Here is a 17,960-nt window from a genome sequence, read left to right as displayed (position 1 = left end):
GTTGCCCGCCGGAAGGCGGACCGGGTTACCGTTCTTCAGGTTCACCTGCTCAGGACGAAACCCTTTTCGGGTCTTCGATTCGGCGGCCATCGGGGCCAAATCGGTGAACCGCCTCTGCAGGCCAACAGACATGCAGCTGTTCCCCGGGCGCATAACGGCGGTGGCCACCAATCTTGCCAAACAGGGTCTGTTCGCCATGGGCCATTCGCAGTACGGTTTCCGCCCCCAGGTAATCGGTTGCCGAAACGCGCACCGGCAAGCCGACGTCCCCCACCCGGACATGTTCGGGCCGCACTCCGATATAGCCGCCGGTCAACCCGTCTGCCGGTAGAGTGCCGCCGCAGGCTGCAGCCAGTGCAGAACGCGCTTCAATCAGCTCGAGTTGCAGCAGATTCATGGGCGGCGATCCCATGAACTGGGCGGCAAACGTCGTTTGGGGACGTTCGTAGAGGTCGTGGGGTCGTCCGGTCTGTTCAACGCGTCCTTTTTTGAGCAGCACCACCTGGTCGGCCATGGTCATGGCCTCCACCTGGTCGTGGGTGACATAAACCATGGTCAGGCCCAGTTTTTGCTGCAGGGAGCGGATCTCGTCACGCATTTCCGCCCGGAGCTTGGCATCCAGGTTGGACAGCGGTTCGTCCATGAGACAGACCCGCCGCCGCGACACGATGGAGCGTGCCAGCGCCACGCGCTGCCGCTGGCCGCCGGAAAGCTGGGCAGGCTTGCGGTTCAACAGCTCTTCGAGGCCAACCATGCGTGCGGATTCCTCGAGGCGGGAGCGCCGGTCCGACGGGGAAATCCCCCGCACCTTCAGTCCGAAAAGGATGTTTTCCCTGACATTGAGATGGGGAAACAGGGCATAGGACTGAAAAACCATGGAAACCCCGCGCCTGGCCGGGTCCAGGTGGGTCACTTCGTTTCCACCGATGGCGATGGATCCCGAGGAAACCGCTTCCAGGCCGGCGATGAGGCGCAGGATGGTGGATTTACCGCAGCCGGACGGCCCCAGCAGCACGGTCAGGCTGCCTTCGGTAACCGTGAAGGAAACCTGGTCGACGGCAACGACAGGACCCCATTGCTTGGCCAGTTCTCGAATCTCGATGCGGCTCATGGGGCTAGATCTCCTTTGAATATGATCAGCTGGGCGTCGGGTTGTTCCAGCTTGGCAAGCATGGCCATATGAAGCTGTGGGTAAAGATCCGCGGACGCAGGTGCCTCAAACGCCCTTCGGAAACGATTTCAGGAATCGTACCGATGCTGAACGCCAGGGAAGACGCGTTTGGACACGAGGCGAGCGACGCCCCGGGTAAGGTTCTGCAGGGCTTCGCTGCAGCGCGTCTGTCTCCATGCAGAAGCGACACTCCCGGGAATGTTCATCCGTTGAAATCCTCCATGCAACCGCCGCGCGGATGAAATCATAGTGGTGGATCATTTCAGCAATCGGTACCTGTCGATAGGAAAGAGGAATCGATTGGCTTAGCAAACGGGTTGACAGTGAATGTTCATTTGAACATAAATTTCTTTGGACAACAAGATCGAAGCTTGATTGATTAATTATCGAATCCTTGATTCTCATTTGCATCTGATTCGATTTCAGTTAGAAATGAACGCAACCGCGAAGGAACCGATTGGCTGAATCGCTATAAAAGCATGTCGGGTGCAAAAAAAATATGCGCCCCGGGGACGAGCCCGCCATGACACAGTCAGGGATTTGCCAAACCCAAAAAACCTTGCAACCATACAGAATTTCTCACATTCTGTTTTAATTGCATGAACGGCACCTCGCGCTTTTATTCCCAGGCATGCTAATTCGCGCATCATGTCCGATGGAATTTTTTTTGCATGTATCCGATGTGGCAACGCGCCGACTCCGCCCCCGGCCGGTTCCTTTACCGCTCGAATCGGCGAACCCACCAACCACACGTCTTTAAAAGGAGCGCACATAATGATGAAGCAACAGGGCGACTATCTCCGGCTGTTTCTGGATATCACCAAAGCCATAACCGCCTCATTGGACCCCAAGGAGGTCTTTGAACTGATCGTAACCAAAATCCCTCAAGTCGTTCACGTGGATGCCGCAACTATCCGCCTGCTCGATCCGACGCGTCAGAAGCTGGTACTTGAGGCCGCCTCTGGATTGAGCGAGACCTACCTGAACCGCGGGCCTGTCGATGCGGAGGAAAGCGTCTTATCGGCCCTGGAAGGAACATCGATCGCCATCCGCGATGCGGCCAATGATTCCCGTATCGACTATCCCGAGGCTGCGCGCCAGGAAGGCATTCAAAGCATACTGGTGGCGCCGATTCCCATCCGCGGAAAAATCACGGGCATCCTTCGGCTGCTCAGCCGCACCCAGCGGGAATTTAATTCATTGGAGATCGAATTCGTCGCCGCCCTGGCAGAGCAATGCGGCATCGCCATCGAAAATGCGCGGATCTATGACGAGCAGCAACGACAGTTGAACTACTTCAAAGCGGTTTGTGAAATCGGTCGACTCATCGGGGAAACCCGGGAATTGGACACGGTGCTCGACCGGATTGTCTCCAGGCTGCCTGAGGTGATGAACCTCAAAGCATGCACGATCCGCCTCATCGAATCGGCAAAGGGAAAGATGGAACTCAAGGCCGCTTTCGGATTGAGCCGGCATTACCTGGAACGGGGACCGTTAGACGACGAACTGGCCACCTATTTTATTCTCAAGGGTGAACCGGTGGTCATCCCGGACGCCACCACAGATGTCCATACCCTCTATCATAAGGAAGCGGCCAACGAAGGTGTCGGCAGCATCCTTGCCGTACCCATTTCAGTCAAGGGGGAACCCATTGGTATGCTGCGGCTGCTCACCGCTGACGTTCGTTTTTTCTCCAGCGCCGATATCAACTTCGCCATGACCGTTGCGGAGCAAGGTGGCGTGGCCATACAAAATGCCATCGACTATCAAATAATGCGGGACCTGCTGAGCGAATGCAAGCGTTCAAAATCAGGTCAGAAATGACCCGCTTCGCGAACCAATCAAAATAGCGGAAGGCGTGCAGATTCGATCAAACGGAAAATCGCGCCAGGGTTAAGGGTTTTAAGCTTCCAGCGCCTTTAAAAACTCTGCCTGCGGAACCTCCTGGCCGGTCCAAAGCAGGAAGGTGCGCCGGGCCTGGTAGGCCAGGGCGGAAAGCCCGTCCATGAAACGGATGCCGCTCTTTTCGGCCAGGGATTGCCAGATATTCTCCCTGTGACCGTAATTGAGATCGAAAACCAGCTGGCAGCCGTTGCTCTTTAAGCCGTCGACAATGCCGGTCAACTCGCTGGATTCGTCACGGCTGGAAATGGAGGTGGCGTTGACGATCAGATCCACGTCGATGGGAAAATCGGCCAGATCCTTCAGCGACCGCGGCGTGCAACTGAAATGACCGGCCAGGCGGCAGGTTTTATGGTTGTCTCGGCCAGCCACGACAATCGATTCGGCCCGCAGCCAGTTGAGAATGAACACCACGGCCCTTGCCGAGCCGCCCGTCCCGATCACCAACGCCTTTTTTCCGGCAATATTGAAGTTCACCTCGTTGAGGGCATCCATGATGCCGATGGCATTGGTGTTGTAGCCTTTGAGTTGCCCCCCCTTGCAGACAATGGTGTTCACGGCACCGATGATATTGGCCCCTTCGGAAAGCACATCCAGGTAGGGCAGCACCTTTTCCTTGAATGGCGCGGTAATGTTGGCCCCGGCGATGTTGAGCACCCGGAGGCTTTCCAAGGCCTTGCCGATATTGCAATCGTCGACCATAAAAGGCACATAAACCCCTTTTAGCCCTGTCCGGCCGAGCACCGTGGTAAATATTGCCGGCGACCGGGATCTAAACACCCGGTGATCGCTGATGATGCAAAATACCTTTGTCTGGAGCGCGAGTGTCGCGTCCAGAAGTCCTGAAGGCTGATTCATCTGGCTGGGTCTCGGTTGCTGACGATCAAAGCCCCGCCAAAATTTATGGCCGCCGCGTTGATCTATGTCTGTGTGTCAATTTGACTGCAGGATAAACACCCGCCCCAATTTTCCGAAAACGCTGATCTCTTCGGATAAAAGTGGCCGCTCGAAACGCCCGTGGTTCAAGTAAAAATGCTTCCGAACCCAACGCACCCAGACCCCAATTGATTTCACCGCTGTGTCTGTTGCGGAAAACACAGCCAAATCACTTGCTTTTCATTCCGATGCGCGGATTCGGAAGCACCCGCGGATGACCGGCGCCCCTACCCCTTTAGGGTCGCAATGGCCAGAGCACGGGATGCGGGCCTTCCGGCGGCGGCTGAGTGCATCGGTGATCCGACCGATACGGACAGCCGCTGCGGGCAACCCGTCTCGCCCAAGGCAAGGCTACATGTTCAGCAGCCCCTTCAGGCTTTCAGTGATCTCTTCCGCCGAGGCCGGTTTGGGAAGATAGTCGTCGGCTTCCATACTCATGCCGTCATAGTGGGAGTATCGGGTGGAAGAGACATGGGATGCCACGGCGGTGAGCATTACAATGGGAATATCGGCGTATTTTGCATCGCCCTTTAACTCCTTGCACACCGCGTATCCGTCTTTTTCCGGCATCATCACATCCAGGACAATGGCATCCGGCGGATTGGCCTTCACCTTCTCCATTCCCTGCACGCCATCATAGGCCACCTCCACATCGAAGCCTTCCTTTTCCAGGTTTCCCTGTACGATGGAGCAGAAATCGGGCTCGTCGTCCACCACTAGGATTCGTTTTTTATCGCCCATTTGAGTTCTCCTTTATACATAGCTGATTGTTAATAAATCAGCAGCCTGAGCTTGTTTAAATGGCCGGGCATGTCGGTGGTGAAAAAATTTCTCCCGACCCCGCATTCCGGATCCATGCACGGATGCGTTCCCGCGGTGGTCCGCAAAAAATTCTCGGCCTTTAAAAGCCGTGCTTCGCAGCACCGTAATAATTTTTAATCAAACGTCCGCTCGCTGTGGCCGTTCAATCTACCTGGGGCCTGGGCAGCACCTTGGCCCGTTCGGCGATTTCAGGGACTTTGTGCTCCCATTCGATGGCCATGAGGTGAACACCGGCAACCCCTTCCATCTCCTTGAACTCTTCGATCTGTTCGATGGCGAACTTGATGCCTTCTTCGGCCTGCTTGCCCTTGCCCGCACCTTTTAAGCGTTCGATCAGCTCTTCAGGGACATCCATTCCGGGAACCATTTTGGCCATGTACTCAGCCATGCGTGCGCTTTTCATCGGCGTGACGCCGGCAAGGATGTAGGCCTTTTCTGTCAGGCCCATCTCCACGGCTTTTTTCATGAACTCCCTGAAGCGGGGCATGTTGTAGATACACTGGGTCTGGATGAAATCCGCTCCGGCGTCGATCTTGTTGGCCAGGCGGTAGATCCGGTATTCATGAGGGTCGCCGAAAGGATTGGACGCAGCGCCGATGAACATCTTGGGTGGCACGTCAATATCATCCTCATTGAGGAACTTGCCTTCATCGCGCATTTTCTTGACCAGGGCGATGAGCTGCATGGAATCGATGTCGTAGACGTTCTTGGACTGCGGGTGGTTGCCGAACTTCTGGTGGTCGCCGGAGAGGCAGAGCATATTTTTAATGCCAAGGGAATAGACCCCGAGAATGTCGGCCATCATGGCCAGGCGGTTTCTGTCACGGCAGACCATCTGGAAGTTGGGCTCGATGCCGTTGGCCACCATGATGGCCGAGGCGGCCGCACTGGACATGCGCACCACGGCGGTCTGGTTGTCGGTGACATTCACCGCATCCACGACACCCCGCAGGTGTTCGAACTTCTCTTTGAGATGCTCCACATTGGCACCCTTGGGCGGTCCGCATTCACCGGTAAAGGCAAAGTGGCCAGCCTTGAGCACCTTTTCCAGATTACTTCCTGATTTCAAACCATTATCGCTCATTGAACCAACTCCTCCCTTATGCTTTTACGGGGACCGCCGTCCCTTGCCGTCGTCCAGTCCTTCGCCGCCCGAATGATTCGAAGATCGTCGAGCCGTCCCTGCTCGATTTTCTTTCTGACGATGGTGTCCCAGATGCACTCCACATCCTTGGCGATTTCACACTTGCCGTCGGCGCTGCCGCCGCAGGGACCGTGCTGGATGCTTTTCGAACAACGGGCGATGGGGCACAACCCGTCGTAAAAATGAATCACGCATGTACCGCAGCCGGCGCAGCGCTCCTCCCAGATACCGTGCTGCACGGCACCGCCGAAGAACTTGGTGTTCACTGCCGGAAAAAATTTCTGGCCCGGATAGGCCTCGGAGAGAAACTGGGGCCCGACGCCGCAAGCCATGGAGACGACGGCATCGTATTGGTCGTAGATGTCCCGAATCTGCTCCACATATTCAGGGTCGCACTGGCGCTCCAACGTTTTCTCGTCTATTTCGATGGGGTTGCCGTCTTTCTTGCGTGCGATTTTCAAGGTAGCGGCCAGAATGCCGACCTCCTTGGCGCCGCCCACATTACAGACGGTTACACACCCCTTGCACCCCACAAGAAGGATTTTCTTATAGTCCTTGATCATGTCCTGTATCTCTTCCAGAGATTTTCGATCCGCAATTATCATATGTTCACCTCTTCGGGTCCAAGGACGGTTGCATCCGTCTCCTGGCCGTGGTTAAGAATTCACCGGGCTGGGTCCCAGGGCCTTGATCTTATCCGTCATCTCGGTTGCGATTTCGGCAAAGCGGGGCCCCTGGGCCGAAGACAGATTGTACATTTGCACCCGCTCCGGCTCCATACCCAGCTCTTTTAGGGTTCGCTGCACGTATTCGACTTTCCGTCTGGTTTTGAGATTTCCTTCCAGGAAATGACATTCACCTTCCAGTCACCCGGCCACGTACACGCCGTCCGCCCCTCCTTCGAAGGCGGTCAGCAGATGTAGGATGTCCACCCTGCCGCTGCACGGCACCTGAATCACCTTCACATTGCTTGGGTAGTTCAAGCGCATGGATCCGGCCAGGTCGGCCGCTGCATAAGCACAGTATTTGCAGCAGTACGCCAGGATCTGGGGTTCAAAGGTTTCATTCATGTTCTCTCTCCGATGATGTTGAGGTAGAAAAATAATTCGGGCGCCCGGAGTTCTCAGGCTGCCGTTGATTCTGGCGCCCGTATTCCACTGGGTTACGCCGCCGCCCCTTTTTTCTTTTCAAAAAGGGCCGCTGTCTTGGCAACAATCTGTTCGTCGGTAAAATGCTTGAGCTGGATGGCCTTTCCCGGGCATTCGGCGACGCAACTGCCGCAGCCATGGCACTCGGCCGGTTCGATTACCGCATGCCCTTCATCCCCGATATAGGGAATGTGATAGGGGCAGGTCCGTACGCAGGTCACGCACACGGCACACTTGTCCGGGTCCACTTCCGCCACCACGCCGCCCACCAGGATCGAGTCCCGGGAAAGGATGGTCATGACCCGCGACACCGATGCCCGGGCCTGGGCGATGCTTTCGTCCAGCGCCTTGGGGTAATGGGCCAGGCCGGCCATGAAGATGCCCTCGGAGCCGAAATCCACGGGACGCAGCTTGGCGTGGGCCTCGACCAGGAAACCGTCGGCATTGATCGGCACCTTGAACAGCTCGAACAGGTCCTTGTTTTCATTGGGCAGCACAGCCGTCGCCAGTACGAGCAGGTCCGGGTTCAGTTCTACCGGCATCTGGAGCACATGATCCCTTACGGTCACACTCAGCTGGCCGTCGGCTTCCTTGACATCGGGCAGGTTGTCTTCCAGGTTGTAGCGCATGAAAATAATGCCCTTTTCCCTGGCCTTTTTATAGAGCTCTTCGCGGAACCCGTAAGTGCGGACATCCCGGTAGAGCACATAGATATCCAACTCCGGGTTGCGCTCCTTGAGGGTCAGGGCACTCTTGACGGTGTGGGTACAGCACAGCCGGCTGCAGTATGGCCGCTCCTTGGTCCGCGACCCCACGCACTGGATAAAAGCCACGCTCCGGGCACTGGACAGCCGGGGGTCGTCAGCATCCATGGCGGCATCCATTTCGAAGTGGGTGAGCACGTTGGGATTCTGGGCGTACAGGTACTCGCTGGGGATGTACTCCTTGCCTCCGGTGGCGATGATGGTGGCACCGTGTTCGACCACCGTCTCGGTGAGGGACTCGCCGGAGGTCATGAGCGTGGTGGTAAAGTTGCCCATGATACCGGTGGTCTCCACCGGCTCCGTCTTCATCAGCACCCGAATCTTTTCATGGCTGCGCACCCGGTCGACCAGGGAATCCAGGTATGGTTTAACCGGCTCCCCCTGCCAGGTGGTGCGCAGTTTGTGGGCCACGCCGCCGAGTATGTCACCGCGTTCCACCAGGTAAACCTGGAGGCCCTGGTCGGCAACGCCCAGCGACGCCTCCATTCCGGCTACTCCGCCGCCAATCACCAGCACCTTCTGGGTGACTTCAAGCCTTACCTGGTGCAGCGGTTCGATGTAGGCCGCCTTGGCCACGGCCATGCGGACCAGGTCCTTGGCCTTAGCCGTGGCCCGTTCCGGGTTGTTCATGTGCACCCAGGTATTCTGGTCACGGATGTTGGCCATCTCGAACAGGTACTTGTTCAAGCCGGCGTCCCGGATAGTCTCCTGGAACAGGGGTTCGTGGGTCCGGGGCGAACAGGAGGCCACCACCACACGGTTGATGCCATGTTCCTTGATCACCTCTTTCATCTTGTCCTGGGTATCCTGGCTGCAGGTGAACAGGTTGTCCTCCACATGCACCACGTGGGGCAAGGTGGCGGCATACTCCCTTACCGCCGGCACATCGGCGACGCCGCCGATATTGATACCGCAGTTACAGACAAATACGCCGACCCGCGGTTCCTGCCCGGAGACGTCGATCTCCGGTGGCAGCTCCTTGGTCTTGATCAGTGATCCTCTGGCGGTCGCCAGGGAGCGGGTGGCCGATGCGGCAGCGGCGGACGCCTCCATGACCGACTGGGGAATGTCCTTGGGTTCCTGGAAGGCGCCGCATACGAAGATACCCGGCCGGCTGGAACTTACCGGCTCGAGCGTCCGGGTGGCGGCATGCAGGTCCTGATTGAGATCGATGCCCATCTTTTTGGCCAGGTCCACCGATTCCTTGTTGGGGGCCAGGCCGACGGCCAGGACCACCATATCGAAGGTCTCTTCGACCAGTTCACCCTCCTCGGTGATATATCGCAGCCGCAGGTTGTCGTCCTCCACCGGATCGATGGTGTGCACTTTTGACCGGATGTAGCGAACCCCTTTTTCATCCTTGGCGCGCATGTAGTATTTTTCGAACTCCTTGCCGTGGGTCCGCATATCCATGAAGAAGACGGCCGTATCCAGTTCTTTGTCACTGTGCTCCTTGGCGATGATGGTCTGCTTGTTGGTGTACATGCAGCAGACCGAGGAGCAGTAGCTGTGGTCGCTGCAGTTGATGTCCCGCGACCCCACGCACTGAAACCAGGCGATCTTTTCCGGCTCCTTGTTGTCCGAAGGCCTGACGAGATGGCCGGCATAGGGGCCTGAGGCGGAAAGGATCCGCTCCATCTCCAGGCTGGTGACCACGTTAGGATGGTTGGCATACTGGTACGTTTTGTGTTCGGTGGGGTCGAAGGGGGTGAAACCGGGAGCCAGGATGATGGCACCCACGTTGATGGTTTTATGCTCGGCCACCATGTCATGGTTGACCGCATTGGCCAGGCAGGCGTCGACGCACTGGTAGCATTCGGAGCAGAGCCCGCACTTGAGACATCGATCGGCCTCGGTTTTGGCCTCTTCCTCGTTGTAGCCGAAGGAGACCTCCAGGAAGTTGCACTCCCTTGCTTCAGGATCGAGGCACCTGACCGTTGTCCGTTTTTTGTTGGGCTCACCGCTCAAATCCTCGGGTTTGACGAATTCCCATTCTTTCTGTCGGCCGTCCGTGAGATCCAGGCCGTTAATGAAACGGTGGATGCTCTCGGCGGCTTCTTTGCCGCAGGCAACGGCGTCCACCACCGATTTGGGACCGTAAAACGCGTCTCCGCCGGCAAAAACCCAGTCGATAGGGGTTTGCAGGGTGACCGGATCGGCCTCCAGGCCGCCAGGCCGCGAAATGGCGACACCCTGCTCCTTGATACCGTCCAGGTTGGTGCTCTGGCCGATGGCGACGATGATGGTGTCACCGAAAAAGGGCTGGCATTCCGCCTCGTCGTAGGCGGGGTTGAAGCGGCCATCTTCATCGAACACCGCCGTACAGGTCTTGAATTCGATGCCCGACACGCGCTTGCTTTTGTCTATGTAAAAAGACTTGGGGCCGAAGCTGTTGACGATATTGATCTCGCTTTCCAGGGCCTCTTCGATCTCGTGTTCCCAGGCGGGCATCTCTTCGCGCTTTTCAAGGCAGATCAAGGTGACGTTCTTGGCGCCTTTGCGTTTGGCGGTCAGGGCCACGTCAATGGCCACGTTGCCGCCGCCGACCACGATGACATCCTCGCCGAGTTCGATATCCTTGCCCATGGCGGCATCCCGCAGAAAGTCAACGCCCTGGAGCACGCCCTGGGCATCTTCATTTTCCACGCCGAGACGGCGTCCGCCATGCAGCCCGATGGCCATGAAACACGCGCGGTACCCGTCTTTTTTCAGGCTTTCCAGGGTAATGTCGGATCCAAAGGTCACCCCGCACTTGATCTCGGCGCCCATTTGCCGGACGATATCGATTTCGCTGGCCAAGATGTCCCGCGGCAGACGGTATTCGGGAATGCCGTAGCGCATCATCCCGCCCGGATCGGGCATTTTTTCGAAGATGGTCACCGAGTAGCCCTGCTGGAGCAGGTAGTAAGCCGCCGTGACACCCGCGGGGCCGGAACCGATAACGGCCACCTTCTCGTCCCGCGGTTCGGCCGTGATTTCCGGGACGTAGGTCTCACCGCTCTGCTTTTCATAATCGGCCAGAAAGCGATGGAGCTCGCGGATGGCCAGGGGCTGATCCACGTCGTTGCGCGTGCAGGCACTTTCACAGGGGTGATGGCAGACCCGACCGCAGACCGCCGGGAAGGGGTGGTCCTGCCTGAAGAGCTTCAGGGCTTCTTTGTAGCGGCCGTCATTGATCAGCGCGATGTACCCCTGAATGCTCACATGTGCCGGACAGGTAGCCTTGCAGGGCGCCGTGCCTCGTTTTTCGATGGCATAGGCGCTGGGCATTCCCTGGGGGTAAAGCTTGAAGGCCGCCTTGCGGTCCCGAAGGCCCTCGTCGAACAGGTTGGGGGTGTCGATGGGGCAGGCTTTGGCGCATTCACCGCAGGCCGTGCACTTGTCCATTTCAATGTACCGTGCATTCTGGCGCAGCTTGACCGTGAAGTTTCCAATCTCGCCGGTGACCTCTTCGATTTCGGTCAGGGTCATCAGGTCGATGTTCAAATGCCGCCCGCACTCGACCAACTTGGGGGAGATAACGCACATTGAGCAGTCGTTGGTCGGAAAGGTCTTGTCCAGCTGAGCCATCACCCCGCCGATGGCTGACTTGGCCTCGGTCATGTGAACGTAATAACCCGAATCCGCCAGATCCAGGGATGCCTGTATGCCTGCAATGCCGCCGCCGACCACGAGTACGGAACCGACGACATCCTTGCCTTGGGTATTTTCTTTTTCTGCCATTACACATTCCTCATGAAAGTGTTCGTCATAGAACGTTTCTCTTCGATCCGGCCGGCCATCAGACCATATCCAGCAGCTTCTGCAGCTTATCCTCCCAGCCCATGGCGGAAATCAGCACGCCGGCAAAACCGGCCTCTTCCAACGCCGAGATGGTTTTGGCGGCAATCGACAGACTTTCCACGGCTTTGTCCGGAGCCCGCATCAGCCGTTTGATCAGGTCCTGGGAAATGGTCACGTTCAGGTGCCGGTCCAGGTAGCGGGCCATTCCCACGGATTTCAGCAGCATCACGGTGGGAATGATCCTGGTCTTTTTGAGATCGACCTTTTCCAGAAACGGGCCCATGGCCCCAAGGTCGAATACCGGCGGCGCAATGAAAAAATTCACCCCGGCAGCAGCTTTTTCAGCCATCCTGGAGAGCACTTTTTCAAGCTCGTCACCGGTGGCCCGGGCATTGACGGTAGCCCCGACCAGAAACGACGGTGCGCCGGTCAGTTCATTGCCGGCCAGATCTTTGCCGGTCTGGAGGGTGGAAATGGCCTTGAACAGCGTCACCAGATCGATATCGTTGACCGCTTTGGTCTGGTGATGATCGCCCAGGCCGGGATCTTCACCGGAAACCCCCATGACATTGATAATGCCCCCGCCATAGGCGGCCAGCAGGTCCGCCTGAAGCGCGATGCGGTTACGGTCCCGGCAGTTCACCTGCATGATGGTTTCCAACCCCTTTTGCTGAAGAATCATGGCCCCGCCCAACGAACTCATCCGCATCACGGCGTTGCCCATCTCCGGCACGAGGAAGGCATCCACCTGGTTCTGCACGCGGACGGCGTTGTTGACCATCGTTGACACATTCACCCCTTTGGGCGGCTGCATCTCCGCAAGAATGGTGAACTTGCCGACATCGAATTTGTTTTTTAAATGCATAAGCCAATCCCCTCATGGTCGCTGCGGAAAGCACGCGGTAACAGTTAATAAAAAAAAGGCGCGTCGAATCGGTCTCTGGTACGGGAAAGCAGCGGCCGCATCCCGGAAAAGATGATTGTTGAAATGGATGCCGGCCAAATTGTTTCATTTTCTTGCCATATTGGGATAGCAAACCCTGTGCCAGAACATGGAAGCCTCGCTTGTAAAACGATTATTAGCTATGATATTAGTCTATTACCAAGTCTGCAAACATTTCTCTTATCGGTTCCGGATCGCAATAAAGGTAGACAACTATGCCAAAATGGACTATAAACACTGTAAAAGATAAAAATATTAGCCGCTTAAATGAGCCGCTCCAATATGGAGTGGTCCATTATGGCACACGATGAAAGATGGTGATGATCGATGAACAGTCATGTGTTAGTCGTTGATGATGACCGAGACTATCTGGAGGTTCTGGGAAGAAAGTTGTCGGATCTCGGCTTTAAACGAGTCCGCCTGGAGGACAATTCGGTAAACCTGGCAGAAGAGGTGGAAAAGGGGCTTTCTTTCGACATCGCCCTTATCGACATGACCATGCCGGAAATGGATGGCATGGCCCTGCTGGAAAAAATAAAGGCCAATTCTCCGTCCACGGAGTGCATCATGGTAACGGCGATCAACGAGGCGCGCATCGCGGTGGAATGCCTGAGCAAGGGCGCCTATGACTATCTGGTCAAGCCGGTGTCCACCGAAGATCTTTCGTTGTCCATCAAGCGTACACTGGAACGAAAACGGCTTCTGGATCTGCTGGATATAGAGAAGCGGGACGATTTGCCGACGCTTGAAAACGAAGAACCGTTCCGGCCCATTGTCACCCAGTCCAAGAAAGTCCTGCGAATCCTCAAGGAGGCGGAGCTGCATGCCTCCAGCCTTGTTCCCGTTCTAATCACCGGCGAAAGCGGCACCGGCAAGGAGCTTCTGGCTCGCGCCATCCACGGTGCCAGCCCCCGGGCCCAGTATCCATTCAGCCCCATCAACATGTCCTCCCTGTCCAGTTCACTGTTCGAAGCTGAGTTTTTCGGTCACACCAAAGGCGCCTTCACCGGAGCTGAACACGGCCGGGTCGGCTACCTGGAACACACGAACAAGGGCACCCTTTTTCTGGACGAAATCGGAGACCTGCCCTTATCCCTCCAGGGGAAGCTGCTGCGGGTGTTGCAGGATGGTGAGTTTTCCAAACTCGGATCGAGTACCCGACAGAAGGTTGACCTGCGCTTTATCGCCGCCACCAATGAAAACCTTGAACAGATGATGGCCCAAAAACGTTTTCGTAAAGACCTTTATTACCGCATCCGCGGTGGCTGGCTACACCTGCCCCCGCTGCGCGAACGCCAGGAGGACATTTTTCTGCTGGCGCGTAAATTCCTGGAGAAGTATTACGATGTGAACAAGCAGGGCTTTATCGAAAAGACGGCGCTGGACCTGTTGATGCGCTATCACTATCCCGGCAACGTCCGGGAGTTGAAATCTATTCTCCAGTCGGCGGTCAACCTGGCCCGCGGTGAACCGATCCGGGAAGCCCACCTGCCCTCGCATATCACGGCAGCCCTAAAAACATGTGACGATCAGGATGTGGCCGCCGGCACGTCACGCATCAAACCGCTGGCTGAGGTTGAAAAGGCGCACATATTAAACGCGTATACACAATCAGGAGAAAACAAGTCCAAAACCGCCAGGAGGCTGGGTATCGGCTTGAACACGCTGCGGCGCAAGTTGGCCAGCTATGGCATACAGTAATTGACGAACCCGTATGGAGTGTGACTTTTTACAGGGAGGGCTTCAAGACTTGGGTTATCGCTCCCCCCGACGGTAGGGCTCCGCCAGCATGGCCGGGGCGTTGAGACGACGACTGTCCCGAAGCCCCCCCACCAATAGCACCAGCAGCGTGGCCAGATAGGGCAGCATGGCCAAAAAGTTAGGAGAAATGCCCAGGGGTTGGAGCATATACTGAAGGACGAAAATCCCACCGAAAAGAAACGCGCCGACCACGGCCCGCATGGGGTTCCACAGGGCAAAAATGGTCAGGGCGATGACGATCCAACCACGCCCGGCAGTCATCCCCTCGATCCATGACTTGCTGTAGGAGATGGACAGGTGGGCGCCGGCCATGGCCGAAAACCCGCCGGCGAGGATCACGGACAGATAGCGGATCAACGAGACATTGACACCTTGGGTTTCCGTGGCTTTGGGGTTCTCTCCGGTCGAACGGATGCGAATGCCCAGCAGCGTGTGCTCGAGCATGAACCAGACGCCAACAGCCAGGAGTATCGCCATGTAGAAGAAAGGACTCTGGTTGAAAAGCACCGGCCCCACGATTGGGATATCCGACAGGAAGGGGATGGGCACGGCGTTGATTTTGATGGCCAGCGGCTTTCCCACATAGGGCTTTCCCAACAAACCCGCCATCCCCAGACCGAGCATGGTCAGGGCCAGTCCGGAGACCACCTGGTTGGATTGAAGGCTCACCGATGCAAACGCATGAACGATGGAAATCAACATGCCTGCAGCAATGGCTGCACAGAGCCCGAGCCAGGGGCTGCCCGTATGGTGCGTGACGATAAATGCGGTTACCGCACCGACGGCCATCACCCCTTCCACGCCCAGATTAAGGATTCCGGACCGCTCAGAGATGATCTCGCCGACGGTGCCGAGCAGCAGGGGTGTTCCGGCAACCAGCGTGCGCTGAACCACAGAAATGATGATCTCCTCCATGGGTTAGGCCCTTTCCCCCACCAGTATGCGAACCTTGTTCTTGGTAAAAAAATCACCCATGATCAGGAAGATCAGCAGGGTTCCGTTAAAAACAGCCACCGTCGCCGCCGGCAACCCGAGCGAAATCTGAATTGCATCTCCTCCTACGAGGATACCGGCAAAAAAGATGCCTGAAAGGATCACGTAAATCGGATTCAGCTTGGCCAACCAGGCCACGATAATCGCTGTAAAACCGTAACCGGAGGAGATGGAATCCGGATAGCTCAAGTAATGGTGGATCCCCGCCACTTCGCCGACCCCGGCCAGGCCGGCCATGCCGCCACTGATGGCCATGATGAGCAACGTCGTTCGGGAAAAATCGATGCCCGCATATTTGGCCGCATCAGGATTTTCTCCGATCACCCGCACCTCATACCCGAAACGGGTCTTGTAAATGACAATGGTCAGCACCACGACGGCAACGACCGCCACGATTAATGTGGCCATGTGAATTCGTGATCCGGGCAGCAGGGACAAAATGGCCGAATCCGGAAGATCGTCGGTATACGGAAAACCGAACTTTTTGGCACTCTTCCAGGGTCCGACGATCAGCAATGTGAGAAACTCCGCACAAATGTAGTTGAGCATCAGCGTGGAGATCACCTCGTTGATGGAAAAACGGAGCTTGAGGATGGCCGGAATCAGCCCCCACAGGGCACCGCCGATGAACCCGGCAAGAAACATCAAGGGAACGATTACCGGAGAGGGAAGCGACGGCCCCCAGTTCAAGCCCACCCACGTGCCGAAGATGGCGCCCATGAGGAGCTGGCTCTCGGCACCGATGTTCCAGAATTTGGCTTTGAACACCAGGGCAAGCCCGCCGCCGATAAGAATGAGAGGAATGGCTTTGGTAAGTGTCTCCTTGAAACCGTATAGGCTGCCAAAGGAACCGCTGAATATTTTCTTGAAAGCAAAAACCGGGTCCACGCCGCTTAAAATGAAGATAAGCCCGATTACCGCCATACCGGCAGCCAATGAGAAGACCAGGGTCAAAAAGGTACCGAGGGCGGAAATCTGCTCGCGGTCCGAGACGCTAACGTGAAGCATCGGCCCTCTCTCCCGTCTTTGGGTCAATAGTGCCAGCCATCATCAACCCGATATCCGCAATCCGGGAATCATCCGCTTCCAGAATTCCCATAAAAAGCCCTTGAAAAATAACGGCAATCCGGTCGCATAGCTCGAAAATCTCATCCAGGTCTTCGGAGACCAGAAGGACGGCACCGCCTTCTGTGCGCCTGCGCAGCAATTGGTTGCGCAGATACTCAGTCGCCCCCACATCCAGACCGTAAGTGGGATGAGAAGCCACCAGCAGGTCCGGTTTATCCGCAATTTCACGGCCAAGGATCAGCTTTTGAATATTTCCGCCGGACAGATTTTTCGTCTGAACATGGATGGACGGTGTCGCCACTTGAAAATCCTTGATCAGCTGGCGGGTATGCGCCTTGATTCGACCATAGGCCAGAAAGGCCCGCCTTGAAAACTTCTTCTGGTGATGTTGTTTCAGGATCGCATTTTCGTATAAAAAGAGGTTCGGTGCGATGCCAAAACGAATGCGTTCCTCCGGCACATGGGAAACGCCAGTATTGTGGATTGTCCGTGGGGACTGGTTGGTTATGTCTATGTCGTTGATCCGAATCTGGCCGTGGGTCACCATCCGCAGACCGGTGATGGCTTCTACCAGCTCACGCTGCCCGTTTCCAGAAACACCGGCAATACCGAAAATCTCGTTCCTGTACACGTCAAAGGAGATGCCGTTAACCACCGGATAGCCCTTGTCGCCATTGACCCGGACGTCCACGACCTCCAGGACCTTCTCTTTCCTGGGCATCTTTTCCCTGGAAAAGGAGAAGATCACGTCCCGACCAATCATCATGCGTGCGAGGGCGCGTTTGTCAAGCTGTCCAGCGTCCGCATGTCCGACCACCTGGCCTTTTCTAAGAACGGTTACCCGGTCACACAGTCTTTTGATTTCATCCAGCTTGTGGCTGATGAGAATAATCATCTGTCCGGCTTTTCTCATCTTCTCCAGGACCTGAAAAAAATCCCGAGTTTCCTGAGGCGTGAGAACAGACGTCGGCTCGTCAAGAATCAGCAATCCGGCGCCATTGATCAGGGCTTTGACAATCTCCACCCGCTGCTGTTCGCCGGCGGACAGCTGCCACACTTTTTTTTCGGGATCGATGTTGAAGTTGAATTTTTCGGAGAACGAGACGATGCGCTGTTTTATTTTTTTTTGCGGGAACAGCCCGGGCGCATGCGCATATCCCAGGGCGATATTTTCGATTACCGAATGGTTTTGCACCAGCATGAAATGCTGGTGCACCATCCCGATCCCATGGTCGATGGACGCCTTGGGAGAATCGATTGAAATCCGCTGGCCATTGACCCGGATCTCTCCGGCGTCAGGCTGATAAATGCCATAGAGGATATTCATCAACGTTGTTTTTCCGGCACCGTTTTCACCCAACAGGCCCAGAATTTCGCCGGAAGAGACATGCAGGTTGATGTGATCGTTTGCAAGAACACCATGAAATGACTTGGAAATATTTATCATTTCAAGTGTTTCGATTTTTTTCATCGTAGCCGACATCCAAGAATACAAAAGGGGGCCGGACGACGGCATCCAGCTCCC

13 protein-coding genes are annotated in these 17,960 nt (G+C 56.3%); 2 read left to right on the top strand and 11 right to left on the bottom strand.

Features of this window, described 5'->3' with window-relative positions:
* Positions 1-49: 49 nt before the first annotated feature.
* Entirely contained in the window at positions 50-1,111 is a 1,062-nt protein-coding gene (locus tag ACZCED_RS00620; protein ID WP_462971213.1) for an ABC transporter ATP-binding protein, read from the bottom strand.
* A gap of 834 nt (positions 1,112-1,945) precedes the next feature.
* On the opposite strand from ACZCED_RS00620, the gene ACZCED_RS00615 reads away from it, so the two are divergent.
* On the top strand, positions 1,946-2,995 hold the full coding sequence (locus ACZCED_RS00615) for a GAF domain-containing protein (protein ID WP_462971214.1): 1,050 nt from the start codon (positions 1,946-1,948) through the stop codon (positions 2,993-2,995).
* Between the two features lie 78 nt (positions 2,996-3,073).
* On the opposite strand, the gene ACZCED_RS00610 is transcribed toward ACZCED_RS00615, so the two are convergent.
* The 7 genes from ACZCED_RS00610 to ACZCED_RS00580 all read right to left on the bottom strand — a co-directional run bounded on the left by ACZCED_RS00610 (position 3,074) and on the right by ACZCED_RS00580 (position 12,535).
* On the bottom strand, positions 3,074-3,931 hold the full coding sequence (locus ACZCED_RS00610; RefSeq protein ID WP_462971215.1) for a shikimate dehydrogenase family protein: 858 nt from the start codon (positions 3,929-3,931) through the stop codon (positions 3,074-3,076).
* 429 nt (positions 3,932-4,360) lie between these two features.
* Positions 4,361-4,750, bottom strand: coding sequence for a response regulator transcription factor (locus ACZCED_RS00605; protein ID WP_462971216.1), 390 nt, complete (start codon positions 4,748-4,750; stop codon positions 4,361-4,363).
* A gap of 223 nt (positions 4,751-4,973) precedes the next feature.
* Positions 4,974-5,915, bottom strand: a complete 942-nt coding sequence (locus tag ACZCED_RS00600) for a methylenetetrahydrofolate reductase (RefSeq protein ID WP_462971217.1) — start codon at positions 5,913-5,915, stop codon at positions 4,974-4,976.
* Positions 5,912-6,580 carry a methylenetetrahydrofolate reductase C-terminal domain-containing protein gene (locus ACZCED_RS00595; protein WP_462971218.1) on the bottom strand — a complete coding sequence of 223 codons (669 nt, stop codon included), beginning with the start codon at positions 6,578-6,580 and terminating at the stop codon, positions 5,912-5,914. The genes ACZCED_RS00600 and ACZCED_RS00595 overlap by 4 nt, the downstream gene beginning before the upstream one ends.
* 51 nt (positions 6,581-6,631) lie before the next feature.
* Positions 6,632-7,045: a hydrogenase iron-sulfur subunit gene (locus tag ACZCED_RS00590; protein ID WP_462971219.1), complete on the bottom strand. Its 414-nt coding sequence runs from the start codon at positions 7,043-7,045 to the stop codon at positions 6,632-6,634.
* Between the two features lie 92 nt (positions 7,046-7,137).
* Positions 7,138-11,610, bottom strand: coding sequence for an FAD-dependent oxidoreductase (locus ACZCED_RS00585; RefSeq protein ID WP_464859977.1), 4,473 nt, complete (start codon positions 11,608-11,610; stop codon positions 7,138-7,140).
* A 58-nt stretch (positions 11,611-11,668) separates the two neighbouring features.
* Positions 11,669-12,535: a methylenetetrahydrofolate reductase gene (locus ACZCED_RS00580; protein ID WP_462971221.1), complete on the bottom strand. Its 867-nt coding sequence runs from the start codon at positions 12,533-12,535 to the stop codon at positions 11,669-11,671.
* Between the two features lie 405 nt (positions 12,536-12,940).
* Here ACZCED_RS00580 and ACZCED_RS00575 point away from each other — a divergent pair, with 405 nt between their 5' ends.
* Positions 12,941-14,314 carry a sigma-54-dependent transcriptional regulator gene (locus ACZCED_RS00575; RefSeq protein ID WP_462971222.1) on the top strand — a complete coding sequence of 458 codons (1,374 nt, stop codon included), beginning with the start codon at positions 12,941-12,943 and terminating at the stop codon, positions 14,312-14,314.
* 54 nt (positions 14,315-14,368) lie between these two features.
* Here the strand turns inward: ACZCED_RS00575 and ACZCED_RS00570 are convergent, their stop codons facing one another.
* Genes ACZCED_RS00570 through ACZCED_RS00560 form a run of 3 tightly spaced genes read right to left on the bottom strand, consistent with a single transcriptional unit; the run spans position 14,369 to position 17,906 of the window.
* The gene (locus tag ACZCED_RS00570; RefSeq protein ID WP_462971223.1) at positions 14,369-15,289 is read right to left on the bottom strand and encodes an ABC transporter permease; all 921 of its coding nucleotides are present in this window, start codon (positions 15,287-15,289) and stop codon (positions 14,369-14,371) included.
* A 3-nt stretch (positions 15,290-15,292) separates the two neighbouring features.
* Entirely contained in the window at positions 15,293-16,375 is a 1,083-nt protein-coding gene (locus ACZCED_RS00565) for an ABC transporter permease (protein ID WP_462971224.1), read from the bottom strand.
* Positions 16,362-17,906 carry an ABC transporter ATP-binding protein gene (locus ACZCED_RS00560; RefSeq protein ID WP_464859976.1) on the bottom strand — a complete coding sequence of 515 codons (1,545 nt, stop codon included), beginning with the start codon at positions 17,904-17,906 and terminating at the stop codon, positions 16,362-16,364. The genes ACZCED_RS00565 and ACZCED_RS00560 overlap by 14 nt, the downstream gene beginning before the upstream one ends.
* Between the last annotated feature and the right edge of the window lie 54 nt (positions 17,907-17,960).

The sequence above is a fragment of the Desulfosarcina sp. genome, from assembly GCF_055467485.1.
Note: the sequence above shows the minus strand (reverse complement) of the source record. Positions and strands in the feature narration are given on the sequence as shown.

Excerpts from the sequence above, each read along its gene's own strand:
- ACZCED_RS00620 (WP_462971213.1), bottom strand. The coding sequence starts at position 1,111 with ATGAGCCGCATCGAGATTCGAGAACTGGCCAAGCAATGGGGTCCTGTC.
- ACZCED_RS00610 (WP_462971215.1), bottom strand. The coding sequence starts at position 3,931 with ATGAATCAGCCTTCAGGACTTCTGGACGCGACACTCGCGCTCCAGACA.
- ACZCED_RS00575 (WP_462971222.1), top strand. The coding sequence starts at position 12,941 with ATGAACAGTCATGTGTTAGTCGTTGATGATGACCGAGACTATCTGGAG.
- ACZCED_RS00580 (WP_462971221.1), bottom strand. The coding sequence starts at position 12,535 with ATGCATTTAAAAAACAAATTCGATGTCGGCAAGTTCACCATTCTTGCG.
- ACZCED_RS00595 (WP_462971218.1), bottom strand. The coding sequence starts at position 6,580 with ATGATAATTGCGGATCGAAAATCTCTGGAAGAGATACAGGACATGATC.
- ACZCED_RS00605 (WP_462971216.1), bottom strand. The coding sequence starts at position 4,750 with ATGGGCGATAAAAAACGAATCCTAGTGGTGGACGACGAGCCCGATTTC.
- ACZCED_RS00560 (WP_464859976.1), bottom strand. The coding sequence starts at position 17,906 with ATGAAAAAAATCGAAACACTTGAAATGATAAATATTTCCAAGTCATTT.
- ACZCED_RS00565 (WP_462971224.1), bottom strand. The coding sequence starts at position 16,375 with ATGCTTCACGTTAGCGTCTCGGACCGCGAGCAGATTTCCGCCCTCGGT.
- ACZCED_RS00615 (WP_462971214.1), top strand. The coding sequence starts at position 1,946 with ATGATGAAGCAACAGGGCGACTATCTCCGGCTGTTTCTGGATATCACC.
- ACZCED_RS00600 (WP_462971217.1), bottom strand. The coding sequence starts at position 5,915 with ATGAGCGATAATGGTTTGAAATCAGGAAGTAATCTGGAAAAGGTGCTC.
- ACZCED_RS00585 (WP_464859977.1), bottom strand. The coding sequence starts at position 11,610 with ATGGCAGAAAAAGAAAATACCCAAGGCAAGGATGTCGTCGGTTCCGTA.
- ACZCED_RS00570 (WP_462971223.1), bottom strand. The coding sequence starts at position 15,289 with ATGGAGGAGATCATCATTTCTGTGGTTCAGCGCACGCTGGTTGCCGGA.